This is a genomic window from Johnsonella ignava ATCC 51276, from assembly GCF_000235445.1.
In the GTDB taxonomy this organism is placed as follows: domain Bacteria; phylum Bacillota; class Clostridia; order Lachnospirales; family Lachnospiraceae; genus Johnsonella; species Johnsonella ignava.
In genome coordinates this window covers 152021-167892 of the sequence record NZ_JH378832.1, presented here as the reverse complement: position 1 = coordinate 167892, position 15872 = coordinate 152021, and the positions used below count along the sequence as shown (strand labels likewise).

11 protein-coding genes are annotated in these 15872 nt (G+C 36.8%); 8 read left to right on the top strand and 3 right to left on the bottom strand.

Going from position 1 to position 15872, the window contains the following annotated elements; all coding sequences use genetic code 11:
* Nucleotides 1-21: 21 nt before the first annotated feature.
* The 8 genes from rho to HMPREF9333_RS06570 all read left to right on the top strand — a co-directional run bounded on the left by rho (nt 22) and on the right by HMPREF9333_RS06570 (nt 10309).
* The gene (gene rho / locus HMPREF9333_RS06605; RefSeq protein ID WP_005540786.1) at nt 22-1572 is read left to right on the top strand and encodes a transcription termination factor Rho; all 1551 of its coding nucleotides are present in this window, start codon (nt 22-24) and stop codon (nt 1570-1572) included.
* Between the two features lie 166 nt (nt 1573-1738).
* The gene (locus HMPREF9333_RS06600; RefSeq protein WP_005540785.1) at nt 1739-3766 is read left to right on the top strand and encodes an O-antigen ligase family protein; all 2028 of its coding nucleotides are present in this window, start codon (nt 1739-1741) and stop codon (nt 3764-3766) included.
* 55 nt (nt 3767-3821) lie between these two features.
* Nucleotides 3822-5249 (top strand): exopolysaccharide biosynthesis polyprenyl glycosylphosphotransferase, encoded by a 1428-nt coding sequence (locus HMPREF9333_RS06595; protein WP_005540783.1) that lies wholly within the window; start codon nt 3822-3824, stop codon nt 5247-5249.
* 22 nt (nt 5250-5271) lie between these two features.
* Nucleotides 5272-6375 carry a UDP-galactopyranose mutase gene (gene glf / locus HMPREF9333_RS06590; RefSeq protein ID WP_005540781.1) on the top strand — a complete coding sequence of 368 codons (1104 nt, stop codon included), beginning with the start codon at nt 5272-5274 and terminating at the stop codon, nt 6373-6375.
* A 72-nt stretch (nt 6376-6447) separates the two neighbouring features.
* Nucleotides 6448-7338, top strand: a complete 891-nt coding sequence (gene rfbA, locus HMPREF9333_RS06585) for a glucose-1-phosphate thymidylyltransferase RfbA (RefSeq protein WP_005540780.1) — start codon at nt 6448-6450, stop codon at nt 7336-7338.
* Nucleotides 7339-7416: 78 nt separating this feature from the next.
* Nucleotides 7417-8442, top strand: coding sequence for a dTDP-glucose 4,6-dehydratase (rfbB, locus tag HMPREF9333_RS06580; RefSeq protein WP_040882462.1), 1026 nt, complete (start codon nt 7417-7419; stop codon nt 8440-8442).
* Between the two features lie 117 nt (nt 8443-8559).
* A complete protein-coding gene (locus HMPREF9333_RS06575; protein ID WP_040882461.1) occupies nt 8560-9495 on the top strand; it encodes a sugar phosphate nucleotidyltransferase in 936 nt (311 codons plus the stop codon).
* Entirely contained in the window at nt 9488-10309 is an 822-nt protein-coding gene (locus HMPREF9333_RS06570; RefSeq protein ID WP_005540777.1) for a glycosyltransferase, read from the top strand. Before HMPREF9333_RS06575 ends, HMPREF9333_RS06570 begins: the two co-directional genes overlap by 8 nt.
* Nucleotides 10310-10506: 197 nt before the next feature.
* Here the strand turns inward: HMPREF9333_RS06570 and HMPREF9333_RS06565 are convergent, their stop codons facing one another.
* From HMPREF9333_RS06565 to HMPREF9333_RS06555, 3 genes are all read right to left on the bottom strand, one after another.
* Nucleotides 10507-12216 (bottom strand): glycoside hydrolase family 25 protein, encoded by a 1710-nt coding sequence (locus tag HMPREF9333_RS06565; protein ID WP_005540776.1) that lies wholly within the window; start codon nt 12214-12216, stop codon nt 10507-10509.
* Nucleotides 12217-12369: 153 nt separating this feature from the next.
* A complete protein-coding gene (locus HMPREF9333_RS06560) occupies nt 12370-13464 on the bottom strand; it encodes a cell wall-binding protein (protein ID WP_005540774.1) in 1095 nt (364 codons plus the stop codon).
* 176 nt (nt 13465-13640) lie between these two features.
* On the bottom strand, nt 13641-15446 hold the full coding sequence (locus HMPREF9333_RS06555; protein WP_005540768.1) for a sugar phosphate nucleotidyltransferase: 1806 nt from the start codon (nt 15444-15446) through the stop codon (nt 13641-13643).
* Nucleotides 15447-15872: the final 426 nt, after the last annotated feature.

Here is a 15872-nt window from a genome sequence, read left to right as displayed (position 1 = left end):
TTTAATCGATCTATTGAAATCATGAAAGAAAAACTCAGCACATTATCGTTAATACAGTTAAAAGAGATAGCAAAGGAAGAAAAGATAAAGGGGTCAAGTACCCTTAAAAAAGCTGAGCTTATAGAGCTTTTATGTGAACATGCAGTGCGTATGGAGGCTGAAAAGGAAAAGGAGGAACAGCAGTCTGAGCAGCTTCAAAGAGAAGAAAATGAAAAACAGTTAAAAGCAGAAAAAATTGAAACTGCACAGGAAAGGTATGACACGTCCTATAATCCCAATTATAGAAAAAAACCTGCATTTTCCTATGAAGGAACGGGCGATAAAACCATTAAATTTAACAAAAATTTTGAAAGACGTATCTCGCCGCAGGATGGCGGCATAACCGGTACTTCATCATCTGCAGACAGGGCACATGTAAATATAAAGGAGCTTGATTCAGGTATAAAATCGGAGGGAATACTTGAGGTAATGCCTGACGGCTTCGGATTTATAAGATGTGAAAATTTTCTTCCGGGAGAAAATGACATTTATGTTGCACCGTCTCAGATAAAAAGATTTAAACTTAAAACGGGCGATATAATAAGCGGCTCACAGAGAGTAAAATCACCTACTGAAAAATTTGCAGCACTTTTATATGTATCAAGTGTAAATGGTTATGCTATTGATAAAGTAGAAAAAAGACCGAATTTTGAGGATCTTACACCGATTTTCCCGGATAAGAGGATAAGGCTTGAATCCGTAACCGCTGCAAGAGAAAAATCCTATACCGCTATGAGGGTTATGGATCTGCTTTCACCGATAGGAAAGGGACAAAGAGGTATGATTGTATCACCTCCAAAGGCAGGAAAAACTACACTTCTTAAAGAGGTTGCAAAGGCTGTTCTTAAAAATGAGCCTGATACGCATATAATAATCCTTCTTATAGATGAAAGACCTGAGGAAGTTACGGACATAAAAGAAGCCATAATAGGTTCGCAGGTTGAGGTAATACATTCAACATTTGATGAGCTTCCGGAGAGGCATAAAAGAGTTTCAGAGATGGTAATTGAACGGGCAAAAAGGCTTGTTGAGCATGGCAGAGATGTACTTATACTGCTTGATTCGATAACAAGGCTTGCAAGAGCATATAATCTTACTGTTACACCAAGCGGCAGGACACTTTCAGGAGGACTTGATCCTGCAGCACTTCATATGCCTAAAAGATTTTTCGGTGCAGCACGAAATATGCGTGAGGGAGGAAGTCTTACAATACTCGCTACTGCACTTGTAGACACGGGAAGCCGTATGGATGATGTTGTTTATGAGGAATTTAAAGGTACCGGAAACATGGAGCTTGTACTTGACCGAAAGCTTTCTGAAAAAAGACTTTTTCCTGCCATAGATATATTAAAGAGCGGAACCAGAAGGGATGATCTGCTTCTTACAGCCCAGGAACAGGAGGCTGTAGATATAATAAGAAAGGCTACCAGTTCACTCAGGCCTGAAGATGCGATTGAGAAGATACTTGACCTTTTTACAAGAACGGCAAGCAATGAGGAATTTGTAGAAAAAGTTATAAAGGAAAAATTATAATAAAAAACTATTATAATTAGTATTATAAAAAATTATTACAAAAATCAAAAAGCATAATAATGTGAAAATTTTTGAATCATGCTTATAGCAAATCTATGCATATATAAGCATGATTTCTTATGAGAAAATTAAATTTTGTTGAATATATGCCTCTAAAAGGCAAAATATGGTAGAATGTATAATAATAAATCAGATTGACGGGGGTTTTATGTCAAGATACAAAAAGAGAAAAAATATGTATGAGAAACCGGCTGTATCATTTAAAAGATGGGTGGCCGGCATGTGGCTTATTGCAGTTATAGTTTTTGTGCCTCTTGTATTCCATAATTACTATTATGATATACTGCCTTTTAAATATCATTTTTTAATTGGAGCACACTGTCTTACATTTTTTTTATTCACGGCATATACTTTTTTAAGTGATAATAATAAAAAACATGAATTTGACGACTTGCCGAGCCTTGTAAGTTATATAATAAAAAGTATTAAGAATCTGAATTTTACCAATGTTGTCAATTTTGTTAAGTCTGCAAATTTTGCTGAAAAAGCGATGCTTGTCTTTATAGCTGTGTATACTATATCAACACTGACTTCAGATAGATATGTACTCCAGTCATTTATGGGCAATGAAGGCAGATATAACGGACTGCTTTTGATGAGTATGTATGTGATAATGTATTTTATGCTTAAAAAGCATATAAAATTCAGCAGACATATAATAACGGCATTTTTAAGTGCAGGGCTTTTTATATGCATTTTCGGCATAACCGATTATTTTAATATGGATATACTAAGGTTTAAAGTTGATATAGAACCTATAGACAGAAATAACTTTACATCAACCATAGGTAATATAAATACCTATACCACATATGTAGGTCAGTTTATAGCGGTTTCAGGAACTTTGTTTATGCTAAGCCCGGCAGATTTTGACAGGACTGAAGGGAAAGTGAGTATAGGCAGACTGCTGTTTTACTATATATGTATGGCGGTAGGATTTATGGCGCTTGCTATGGGAAAATCGGATAACGGTTATCTCACACTTGCAGCCTTTTTCGGTATTCTGCCTTTTGTTGCATGGAGAAATAGAAGAGGGTTCAGGCGTTATATTATAACTCTTGCAACATATTTTTCGGTTATAAAAATAATAGGGGTTCTGAATAAAAGTTATGCAGATACTGTTATAGGCATTGACGGAATTTATCAATATATAGCGGAATTTAAATATATGAATTTTGTCGTGCTGTTTTTATGTGCAGCCGCTTTAGTTATATGTGTGATTGATTATAAAACCTCAGCATATGATAAGAAGCTGCCTGTTATTTTAAGACAGATTTGGCTGGCATTTTTAGTAATTGTAACAGGCTGCGTGATATACCTTTTTTATAAAGCAAATACAGATCCTGATGCTGTAAATAAATTCGGTTCGGTTAAAAACTATCTTATATTTAATGACAACTGGGGTACAAACAGGGGATATATATGGAGAGTGGCTATTGAAGAATATCTGAAGCTGCCGCCTGTACAGAAGATATTCGGCACAGGACCTGAAACTTTCGGTATTTATATGAAAGCACTCAGATATGAAGATATGGTAGTTAGAACAAGACAGTATTTTGATAATGCACATAATGAGTATATACAGTTTTTATTTACAATAGGACCGTTTGGAGTTTTATCTTATATAATCATGACTTTAGGAACTGCATACTTATGTATAAAGGCTTGGGCTAAAGGTCTTGTGAAGGAGGAACAGGGCGTACATCTTGTAGCGGCGGCATTTCTTATAATATGCTATGCGGCACAGGCGACAGTAAATTTATATGTACCTATAACCTCATGTATAGTGTGGGGGTTTATGACAATGTCGGCAGGTATGCTTAAGGATGTTAAATTTAAAACTGCACAAAGCAGTGATACTAAGGATGTAAAAAGTTCTCAAATATATGAGACTAAGTCTGATAAGGATGTTAAAGCACAAAGTCAGGGCAATGGAAAAAAGTCTGATGACCAAACTGCCGGGTTTGAGAGCGGTGAAATAAAGTCTGAAAAAGGTTCTGAGAGTAGTGAACCCGGGTCTGATAAAAACTCTGAAAGCGGCGAGGGCAATCCTGAAAAAGGTTCTGAAAGCGGCAAGGTAAAGCCCGGGAAAAAGTCCGGAAATACAAAGGCAAGGCACAGAAAGAAAGCCTGAAAACATCGGATTTTACTGCCGACATGCTTAAAAGATATCTTATATGGAGAAAGAGATGAATAAACGAGAACGCTATAAAAGAGTTGTAAAATTCAGCTCTGCCGCTGTAATATTATTTATAGAGATATTTATGTATGGGGTAATATGGACAAGGCATTTCAACAAAATAATACGGTTTCCGTACTGGCGGCGTGGAAACTGGCTTATATTAGTTATGTATGCGGTTTGGCTTATTTTTTTTCTGAGAACCTATGGAGGTCTGAGGATCGGTTATTTAAAGAGAGGGAACCTTATTTATTCAAATATACTGTCAATAGTTTTTGTAAATGTTATAGCCTATTTTCAGCTTGCCCTTATTGATAAGAAATTTCATAATCCTTCAATGTTTCTTATGCTTACCGGAGCGGATATACTTGCTATAATTATCTGGGTTTTCGTGTTTCAGTGGATCTATTCGATACTTTTTCCTCCAAGGAGTCTGTTGGTAATATATGGTGAAAAACCTGTATTTCATATACTTGAAAAGATCAATTCAAGAGATGACAAATATGTAATAGGCGGAGCGGTAAATATAGACAAGGGAATAGACAGGATTATGAAGATCGTGCCTGATTATGAGGGAGTTATAATAGGTGATATTCCTTCTCATGAAAGAAATCTTATACTTAAGCGTTGCTTTGCGGACGGTGTAAGAACATACATGGCACCTAAGATAAGCGATATACTTATAAGAAGCTCTGAGGAGCTTAATCTGTTTGATACCACACTTATACTTTCAAGAAATCTGGGACCTCAGATAGATCAGGAGATTGTAAAAAGAGCGCTTGACATTTTAATAGGAAGTATTATGTGTATATGTACACTGCCGCTATTTATACTTATTTCGGCATGCATAAAACTGGAAGACGGCGGAAGTATATTTTACAGACAGAAAAGGCTTACAAAGGGCGGCAGGATTTTTGACATACTTAAATTCAGAACCATGCGTGAAGATGCGGAAAAAGACGGGATTGCAAGGCTTTCAGACAAGGGTGATGAAAGAATTACAAAAGTCGGCAGAATACTAAGGGCTACAAGGCTTGATGAGCTTCCTCAGCTTATAAATATATTACATGGAGAGATGAGTCTTGTGGGACCCAGACCTGAAAGACCTGAGATTGCGGCAGAGTATGAAAAAGAAATGCCGGAATTTGCTTACAGGCTTAAAATGAAAGCGGGGCTTACAGGTTATGCACAGATATACGGTAAGTATAACACCACGCCCTATGATAAACTGAAACTTGATTTAACCTATATAAGAAATTACAGTATATTTCTTGATTTAAAGCTTATAATTATGACACCAAAGGTACTTTTTTTAAAGGAATCCACCGAGGGTATAGAATCAGGTGCTATTACGGCAGCACATGCAGACAGTGCGGCACTTAAGGAAGAGGTTTACGGCAAGATGCAGGACCTTGAAACAAGATTTAATATAAAATAAATTTAAGTATATGGAGGCAGGCATGAAATATGATTTTCTGATAGCCGGTGCAGGGCTTTTCGGTGCAGTATTTGCAAATGAGGCGACAAAGGCGGGTAAAAGATGTCTGGTTGTTGAAAAGAGGTCTCATATAGGCGGAAATATCTATACAAAGAATATTGAGGGCATAAATGTGCATCAGTACGGTGCACATATATTTCATACTTCTGATAAAAAAGTATGGGATTATATAAACCGGTTTGCGCAGTTTAATCACTATATAAACTCTCCTGTGGCGATATATAAGGATGAGCTGTACAATCTTCCCTTTAACATGAATACATTCAGCAAACTGTGGAATATAAAAACACCTAAAGAAGCCTATGATATAATATCCGCTCAGATAAAAGGGCTTGATATAAAAACACCTGCAAATCTTGAGGAACAGGCACTTTCGCTTGTGGGAACCGATGTGTATGAGAAGCTTATAAAGGGATATACAAAAAAACAGTGGGGCAGGGATTGCAGGGAACTTCCGGCTTTTATAATAAAAAGACTGCCGCTTAGATTTACCTATGACAACAACTACTTTAATGACCCGTATCAGGGTATACCTGTTGGAGGTTATACAGCTATTATAGAAAAGCTGCTTGAAAAAACCGAAGTTAAGTTAAATACTGCATATAGGGAATTTATGGGACTGCATTCCGATGAAGTTGATAAGGTGATTTATACAGGTATGATAGATGAATTTTTTGATTTTAAGCTGGGTATGCTTGAATATAGGAGCCTGAGATTTGAAAATGAGATTCTTGATACTGATAATTTTCAGGGCTGCGCAGTTGTAAATTATACCGATGAAAATGTGCCTTATACAAGGATAATAGAGCATAAGCACTTTGAATATGCAAATACTTTGCGTACTGTAATATCAAGAGAATACCCGTGTGAATGGAAAGAGGGGATAGAGCCTTATTATCCGGTAAATGATGATAAAAATAATGCCTTGTACCATGAGTATGAAAAGCTTTCAAAAGCACAGGATAAGGTTTATTTTGGAGGCAGGTTGGCACAGTACAGATATTATGATATGGATAAGGTTGTGGCAGCGGCACTTGAGCTTGCAGAAAGTATTTTAAAAAATTAAGGTATTAATTTGTATCAGAATATTATATAAAAAATATATAAAAGAATTAATGAAAGGGTTAGTTATTTATAAATGAAAGGAATAATACTTGCAGGAGGCAGCGGTACTAGACTGTATCCGCTTACAAAGGTTACTTCAAAGCAGCTGCTGCCGGTTTATGATAAACCTATGATTTATTATCCTATGTCTGTTCTTATGAGTGCAGGTATAAGGGAAATACTTATAATATCAACCCCTGAGGATACTCCCAGATTTAAGGAACTCTTTGGAGACGGAAAACAGTTCGGGCTTGAGCTGTCATACGAAGTTCAGCCGCATCCGGACGGTCTGGCACAGGCATTTATAATAGGAAGTGAGTTTATAGGCAGCGACAGAGTTGCCATGATACTTGGAGATAATATATTTCATGGAAATGGATTAAAGGAAAAGCTGCTTGATGCCGCTTCAAAGGAAAAAGGAGCTACCGTATTCGGATATTATGTATCCGATCCTGAAAGGTTCGGCATAGTGGAGTTTGATAAGAACGGCAGAGCCGTATCTATTGAAGAAAAGCCCAAAAAACCTAAAAGCAACTACTGTGTTACAGGCTTGTATTTTTATGACAATGATGTTGTAAAATATGCAAAAGCACTTAAGCCGTCAAAACGTGGAGAACTTGAGATCACGGATCTTAACAGGATTTATCTTGAAAAAGGCATGCTTGATGTAAAGCTGCTTTCACAGGGCTTTACGTGGCTTGATACAGGTACACATGCTTCACTTGTCGAAGCGACCAATTTTGTGTATACTATTGAGACACACCAGCACAGAAAAATTGCCTGTCTTGAGGAGATAGCATATTTAAACGGCTGGATAGACAGAGCTCAGGTGGAGCAGGCATATAAGGAGTATATTAAAAACCAGTATGGTGAATATCTGAAAGCACTGCTTGAGGGTAAGTATATAGACGGAAGCAGTCTTTAAAATAATATACCCGTTTAGATCTTTACATATGTTTTTATGTCATATATAAATAATAAAATAAAAAGGACAAAATCATTTATGAATATAGTTGTTACAGGCGGTGCCGGATTTATAGGAGGAAATTTTGTACAGTATATGGTAAATAAATATCCTCAGGATATGATAATAAACCTTGATCTTTTAACCTATGCCGGGAATCTTGAAACCCTGAAATCGGTTGAAAATTGCACCAACTATAAATTTATAAAAGGTGATATAGCCGACAGGAAATTTATATTTGAGCTTTTTGATGAGTTAAAACCCGATATTATAGTAAACTTTGCGGCTGAAAGCCATGTTGACAGATCAATAGAAGATCCTGAGATTTTTGTAAGAACCAATGTTGTAGGTACAACTACTCTGCTTGATGCATGCAGAACCTATGGTATAAAGCGTTACCATCAGGTATCTACAGATGAAGTATATGGTGATCTTCCTCTTAACAGGCCCGATCTGTTTTTTACAGAAGAAACTCCTCTTAATGCTTCAAGTCCTTACTCGGCGGCAAAGGCGGCAGCCGATATGTTTGTACTTGCTTATCACAGAACCTATAAGCTGCCGGTTACTGTATCAAGATGTTCAAACAACTACGGACCGTATCATTTTCCTGAGAAGCTTATACCTTTGATTATAAGCAGAGCACTGAACGATGAGGAACTGCCTGTATACGGTAAGGGGGAAAATGTAAGGGACTGGCTCTATGTTGAAGATCATTGTCATGCCATAGACCTTATATTAAAAAAAGGCAGAGAGGGTGAGGTTTATAATATAGGCGGGCATAATGAAAGAACAAATCTTGATGTTGTAAAGACTGTGCTTAAGGTTTTAAATAAGCCTGAAGAACTTATAAGATTTGTAGCCGACCGTCCGGGACATGATATGAGATATGCCATAGATCCGACTAAAATGGAAAAGCAGCTGGGTTGGAAACCAAAATATGATTTTGATACAGGTATAGTAAAAACCGTTGAATGGTATCTTAATAATGAAGCATGGTGGAAAAATATAATAAACGGTGAGTATATCGGGTATTTTGATAAAATGTATAAAGGCAGAGTAGTATAATGATAAACAGGTGCTGCTGTATATTTTATTTATTTCAGCCGGTATGATTTAAAATGCAATTATATATTTTATGTTTTGCGGGTACACTGTTTAAATTTATTTAAATGGAGGGATAGTATGAAAACATGTCTGACAGTTATGGCTGCAGGTATTGGAAGTCGTTTTGGGAAAGGTATAAAACAGCTTGAACCTGTAGGACCTGACGGTGAGATTATAATGGATTATTCAATCTATGATGCTATAAAAGCAGGATTTGATAAGGTTGTTTTTATAATCAGAAAAGATCTGTATGAGGATTTTAGAAATGTAATAGGAAAGCGTATAGAAAAAAAGATTGAAGTGGAATACGCTTTTCAGGAGCTTGATATGCTGCCGCAAAAATATAAGGGTGTATGGGAGGACAGAAGTAAGCCTTGGGGCACCGGTCATGCAGTGCTCTGTGCTTCTAATTATATACAGGAACCTTTTATGGTAATAAATGCCGATGATTATTACGGCAGAGAATCATTTTTTAAGATGCACGATTATATTACCGCCAATATGGATTTAAAAGAAAAAAAAGATGGAAAACCCGGTGATAATCCGGGATTTATAAGGATATGTATGGCAGGTTTTGAGCTTGTAAATACATTAAGCGAAAATGGCGGCGTTACACGTGGTATATGCAGTATAAAGGACGGATTTATGTATGAGGTTGATGAAAGCTTTGATGTCAGACTCTGCGATGGCATTATAAAGGCGAAGGACAGGCTGGGAGTTGAGAAAGAGGTCGATATAAACAGCTATGTTTCTATGAATATGTGGGGATTTACACCTGAGATTTTTGAAATTTTAAATGAAAATTTTAATCTGTTTCTTGAAAATCTTTCTAAGACCGATATTAAATCTGAATATCTCCTGCCTGATGTGGTAAGCAGGCTTGTGCATGAAAATAAAGCTAAGGTGGCTGTTGTAAGAACCTCCGATAAGTGGTTCGGGGTTACTTATAAAGAAGATATAGAATATGTTGTAAAATCGATAAAATCACTTATAAAACAGGGTTTATATGAATGACGGCAAAGTTTCGGTGCTGATGTCGGTATATGACGGTGAAACCGTATCCAACTTAAATACTGCACTTAAGAGTATAAAAAAACAAAGTTATATACCTGATGAGGTGATTATAGTTAAAGACGGGGCACTAAAAAAGGAGCTTGATGATGCCGTTTCGGATTTTGCCGCTTCTTTTGAAAATGTTAATATCGTCCCGTTAAAAAAAAACCGGGGGCTTGGTATCGCACTTGCCGCAGGGCTTCGTGCCTGTTCATATGAATTTGTCGCAAGGATGGACAGTGATGATATATCACTTTTTGAAAGGTTTAAAATACAAAGAGAGTTTCTGCTTAAACATAAAGATATATCTGCACTGGGAAGTGATATTTCGGAATTTATTGATGAAGGTCATATTCTCAGGACTAAGAGGATGCCTGCAACATATGAACAGCTGTACAGATATGGCAGGTTCAGAAATCCGCTTAATCATATGAGTGTTATGTTTAGAAGAGCTGATATTTTAAAAGTCGGCGGATATATACATTTTCCGGGACTTGAAGATTATCATCTGTGGTGCAGGCTGCTTGCAGGCGGTTTTAAAATTGCAAACACTAAAACGGTACTTATATACGCAAGGCTTGGAAACAGTCTGGATTTTTCAAAAAGGCGTGGAGGGATTAAGTATTTTATGCAGTATTTAAGGCTTAGATTTTTCCAGCTAAGTATAGGTTACACTAATTTGTTTGAATTTATAGGGGGGAGCTTTTTAAGCTCGGTGATATGCCTCATACCCGCAACCTTTAGGAACGTGGTTTATAAGGTTTTAAGGAAATGATAATTTAAAAGGTTATAAAAAGCTCCTGACCTTAAAAAGCTTCTGAGTTTAAATGACTTCCAGATTAAATTTAAATAACTCCTAAACCGGATATTTTCGGAATAGGAGTTATTTTTTACTTTATTAGGATTAAGTCCTCAGGACTGTTTTGTTTAAAAATGTAGAGGTTTATAACCTGGGTGAAAAGCTTTTTAATATTACGGCTGTCCGGGTGATTTAGTATCTACATTTGCATTTGTACAACCGTCAGGGCAATTTTCGTCATCAGTAACCGTATCCTTGTTTTTAGACTTTTTGCTCCCTTTTTTATTTTTAGATTTATGTGCAGCCTTTGTTTGGGCAGGACTTGTCTCGGTAGCAGCCTCAAAAGCGGCTGAACTTTCTATGCGCTGTTCATAAACCATATCAACTGACTTTGATTTGTCAATATTTTTTGAGGATATCTTAGTACCCTCAGGACTTTGTGAGGTACCTATCGGAGGTCCCATAACTCCGTTTTCATCAATTACAAAGATTGAACCTTCATGGACTATATTTGTATTTTTCAGCATATGCCCGTCAGTATCAAGGTAGTATCGGTTGTCGTTTACCACTATATAACCTGTCTGCATAGCTCCGGAAGAGTTGAGATAGTACCACTGTGAGTCGTGTAAAACCCATCCTGTCTGCATAACGCCGGATGCATCGAAATAATAATATATATTATTATCTTTTACCCATCCTGTCTGCATAGAACCGTTGTCGGAGGAAAGCAGGTACCATAGCTTATCCTTATTAAGCCAACCTGTTTGAAGAACACCGTCCTTATCAAAGAAATACCATGTATCGCCAACCTTAAACCATGAAGTAACGGTTTTACCGGTGGAAGGATCGTAGTAAAACTTTTTGCCGTCTACAACCGACCAGCCTGTAATCGCATTGCCGTTTTTATCAATATAGATTTTCTGACCTTTTTCATCAGTTATAAGAGTATCTTTTTGCAGAACATAGTCTCTGTAATAATAGGTTTTGCCTGCGATTGTTCTGGTAGTGTCCTTTGGTATTACTGAAGAAAAATCCTTATACTGGAAATCTATATCTACATTGCCTTTTATTCCATTTACACTGCCTGTTTCAGTTGCCTGCCACATAACGGGTTTTGAATATGCATGTCTTTTATTATACCTTGCAACCCATATATCTATACCTGCAAGTGCATCTAAATCCAGTTTATTTGCTATCCAGTAATCATTGGCATATATTATAGGATAATAGCCTGCAGCCCTGATTTTGTTTGTAAATGTAAGTATGATAGCGGTAATCTGTGATTTAGGAAGCTTTCCAAGAGTTGCTTCATCCTCTGCATCAAATGCTACAGGGTAGGATATAGGATAGTCCTTTATAAGATTAAGCACAAGATCTGCTTCGGCTTCAGCCTGTTTTGTATTTGTGGCATAGGAATATATATACGCACCGAGTGCTATTCCCTCCTTATGGGCTGAAGAAGCGTTATAGTCAAATGTGGGATCAGGTCTGCCCTGGCTTCTTGTTCCAAGCATTACAAATTTAACATCATCTGCCGCTACTGCTTTCCAGTCAATTTTTCCCTGCCAGTGTGATACATCTATACCTCTTGCAACAACACCGTTTAAAGTCGACCCGTCGATAAGCTTGTAAACTCCGGGACTTTGCATACCCCACTGTTTTGCAGATACATCAGTGTGTGGATATAAAGCCCATGTAAATGTAAAAGCTGCTGTAAGGGCTGAAAATACAGCCGATTTAAGTCCGAAATACCTTTTTTTGTTTACGGATCCGGCGTTTCTGTCAGTATATTCTGCCCATGATTTAGAGTTTCCGCAGGAGTGTTTTGCTCCGATAGAAACTCCTGTTTTATCTGATTCAGTACATAACGGTAGCTTTTTCATAATATAAAATATCGATCTCCTGAAATAATAATTAAAGAAAGTAATAAACAGACTTTATCATAATGATGTAATTTAATCAAGTCTTGATTAAAAAAATGTTAATATTATTTTAATATTCAATTACATTTATAAAAATTGTACTGTTTTGATATTTTATTGAGGACCACCTGTTTGCCCTGCCTGAAGACCGTTTCCTGTACTTGAAGAGGATGAACTTTTTGATGATGAGTCAGGGCTTTGGTTTGAACCGGAATTTTGGTCTGAACCGGGGTTTTGTGCAGAGCCTGATGATGACGATGACGGAGCGTTAGGGTCGTTGCTCTGGCTGCTGCTCTTTGCAGATGTACCATAGTTGTTATTTGATTCGCCGGGTGCCGATGAGGCATTATATACCTGTGCATTGCCTACATTTACAGTATCTGCGATTCCTTTTGCATCAAATGTGTAGATATATCCGTCTATATTTAGGGATTGACCCACGACCATCTTGCCGTCCGTATTCAGGTAATAGTATTTATTGTTCGCTTTTACCCAGCCTTTTTGCATATGACCGCTTGCATTAAAGAAATACCAGTATCCGTCTATTTGCTTCCAGTTATATGTCATCTTTCCGAGATGTTTTTCATCTTTGGGTTCCATATAATATTTATTTGTACCGTCATTTAGCCAGCCTGTCCTTAAAACACCCTTTGCATCAAGGTAGTAATATGAATTTGAAATCTGCTGCCAGCCTGAAAGCATCTTTCCGTCAGAAGCAAGGTAATACCAGTTATCCCCCAGTTTAAGCCAGCCGAAAGCACATCTTCCGTCAGCTTTAAAGTAATACCAGTGCTTGTCAATCTGCCTCCATCCGGTAGCCATCTCGCCGCCTCCACGCATATAATAATAATTGTTTTCTATACGCAGCCAGCTTCCCTGTACCAGGGTTCCGTTATCAAGACTGTAGTACCATTTGTTATTTTCTTTAAGCCAGCCCACATTCATTAGACCGTTTGATTTAAAAAAGTACCATTTATTGTTAATTTTTTTCCAGCCGGTACTCATAAGGCCTGATGCAAGATCCATATAGTAGTAGCCGTCTGTGGTTTTTATCCAGCCTTTGTGTTTACTGCCGTCATTGTCTATGTATATCCAGCTGTTGCCTGAGGTCTGCCAGCCGTTTGCTGCATAGGATACATTATCCGCCGCAAAGATCAGCATGCCTGCGGCAGCTATCCCTGCCATAAACAGTTTAGTTTTTAATTTCATGAAGTGTACCCTCCTGATTTGTTTATATTTATGCCGGAGTTGCCGGCAAAGTATTTTTTATTAAGGAATACTATTATATCATTCTATAAGATGTAATAAAAGTACAGAGATTATAAAAAATTATTACGAAATTAATACGAAACTGCACCGTCATATATGAATTTACGGGATATTTATTATTCTACAAATAAATTCTGTTTAAGTATTGCATAATAATCTTTTGCATATCTATACATTTTAAGAGAGTATTCTCCGAAAAAATCTCCCTGCTTTGTTTTATAGACTGTCCAGATACTCCATAAAAAGCCTCCGAGTGCCATATATGAATAAAGTATATATATTTCCTCTGATACCGGTTTTCTGCCCAGGTACATCTCAAGAAGCCTGTCGCTTTGTTTTTGGCTGTAATATGAATATATACAGCACATGGCTATATCGATCAGGGGATCAGCCATACCTGCATATTCCCAGTCTATAAGTTTAGGAAGTGCGGTTTCAGGTAGAAATATAAAATTATCGGCTATGGCATCTACATGTGCCAATACGGATGTACGATTAAGTGTATTAAGTTTTGAGGTTATCTTAAGCATATTAGCTTTTACTTCCATGTAATCCTCAAATATCATGTCTCCTGTGCCGTAGCAGAGCTTTTCATAATATTCTATTTTATCGGAAATATTAAATGAATGATTTACCTTTACTCCCGATTGATGTAATTTTCTTAAAACCTCCATACATTTTTCCATATCGGCATTATCTGAGGCATCCGCATTTTTTGAGTTCTCGTAATATTTTGAAATTTTATATCCGCTTTTGCTGTCTATGTAAATTACATCATCTGAGATATTAAGCGGTTTTACAGCCTGATATGAGTCATACTCCTCACTTCTGTTTATAAGCGCTTCAGTTCCCGCTCCCGGTATACGGCATATATAATGTATGCCTTCTATTGAAAACAGAAATGAATTATTGGTCATGCCTGCTTTAAGACATCTTATTTCTTTAATATTGTTTTCAGATACATTAAAAACCTCAGATATAACGGAAAGTGCCTTGTTATCGCTGTTTGTCCGATATGAGACATCAAAATGTCTGAGCTCCTCAAGGTTTTCAAATTCATAAGTCTGTCCGTCCGGCTGTTTATTTGCAAAAAAAGGCGGCAGTCTGCGGCTGAACTCCTTAGGATAATTTATCATATCATATACCACCTGTTCCCAGTAAAAATCATTGGTTTCAGCTTTTTTATAGTAGCGTTCAAGCTCAGGTATAAATACCTCTGAAAATTCTCGGCTCAGATAGGCAGGACCGTACATAAAATAGGAAGAATTTCCCCCTATGCTTACATGTTCTATATAACCTTTTTTATCTATTCCAAGACACCATTCTCCTGTTTCAAGGTCAGTATAAGAGCATGCATACCAGGCTCCGGGCTCATAAGCGTGGTACATATTTTCTTTAAGCCAGTTATCTGAAGCCAGCAGATAGGTGTTTTTGCCATAAAAAAGCTCTCTGGCATGCCATACTGTGGCAAGTGTATTTTTTGTTGTATACTCGGGATTAAAAAGCAGCTTTACATTATACTTATCCTGCAGGTAGTCAAATTTTTCTTTTAAATAGCCTACTACTATGGTGATGTCATATATGCCGGCTTCATGCAGCTGTTTTATCTGTCTTTCAATCATAGGTTCACCAAAGACTTTAAGAAGTCCTTTTGGGGTGTCATAGGTAAGCGGAACAAATCTGGAGCCGAAACCTGCCGCAGCGATTACAGCACAGTCAACCTTAAATTCCTTAAGAAATTCAAGACCGCTTTCAGTGATTTTACAGGTGTTTTCGCATCTGATAAGATAATTCTTATTAACGGCTGCCAAAACTTCTTTATTTATGCTGCCGAGTGAGAGTGAAAGTTTTGCAGCGAGTCCTCTTTGTGTAATACAGGGATTTTCAAGATATTCCCTGCATATATATGCCGTTCTGTTCATAAAAGTCCCCTTATAGCATTTTATTAAACAATGTTTACCTTGTATTCTATTTTATTTATGAAGATAATGCAAGAGTTTTATAGTTTAACCGGTGTAAGTATATAACTGCAGATATAAAAGATTAAACATTTATGGTATTGAACATAAATCACAAGACTTGAAATAAAAAGGAAGAAACCCACCTGAATTTTTCTGGTGAGGTAATGTAAAAGCGGCTGTATACGGTTTTAAATACATTCGGAATATGTGTAGATTCAATCGTAATATTTTCGTAAGGAATTTTATATAGAAAATATATAGTATTTTTTAAAATATTGGGATATACTATGCACGTAGTTGAGAGCTGTACTACATAGAATCTTCATACCTTTATTAAAATATGAAGTATAAAAAATGATTGAAAAAAATATCATTAAGTAGTATTAT

Excerpts from the sequence above, each read along its gene's own strand:
- HMPREF9333_RS06560 (WP_005540774.1), bottom strand. The coding sequence starts at position 13,464 with ATGAAATTAAAAACTAAACTGTTTATGGCAGGGATAGCTGCCGCAGGC.
- rfbB (WP_040882462.1), top strand. The coding sequence starts at position 7,417 with ATGAATATAGTTGTTACAGGCGGTGCCGGATTTATAGGAGGAAATTTT.
- glf (WP_005540781.1), top strand. The coding sequence starts at position 5,272 with ATGAAATATGATTTTCTGATAGCCGGTGCAGGGCTTTTCGGTGCAGTA.
- HMPREF9333_RS06575 (WP_040882461.1), top strand. The coding sequence starts at position 8,560 with ATGAAAACATGTCTGACAGTTATGGCTGCAGGTATTGGAAGTCGTTTT.
- HMPREF9333_RS06595 (WP_005540783.1), top strand. The coding sequence starts at position 3,822 with ATGAATAAACGAGAACGCTATAAAAGAGTTGTAAAATTCAGCTCTGCC.
- rfbA (WP_005540780.1), top strand. The coding sequence starts at position 6,448 with ATGAAAGGAATAATACTTGCAGGAGGCAGCGGTACTAGACTGTATCCG.
- HMPREF9333_RS06570 (WP_005540777.1), top strand. The coding sequence starts at position 9,488 with ATGAATGACGGCAAAGTTTCGGTGCTGATGTCGGTATATGACGGTGAA.
- HMPREF9333_RS06555 (WP_005540768.1), bottom strand. The coding sequence starts at position 15,446 with ATGAACAGAACGGCATATATATGCAGGGAATATCTTGAAAATCCCTGT.
- HMPREF9333_RS06600 (WP_005540785.1), top strand. The coding sequence starts at position 1,739 with ATGGTAGAATGTATAATAATAAATCAGATTGACGGGGGTTTTATGTCA.
- HMPREF9333_RS06565 (WP_005540776.1), bottom strand. The coding sequence starts at position 12,216 with ATGAAAAAGCTACCGTTATGTACTGAATCAGATAAAACAGGAGTTTCT.
- rho (WP_005540786.1), top strand. The coding sequence starts at position 22 with ATGAAAGAAAAACTCAGCACATTATCGTTAATACAGTTAAAAGAGATA.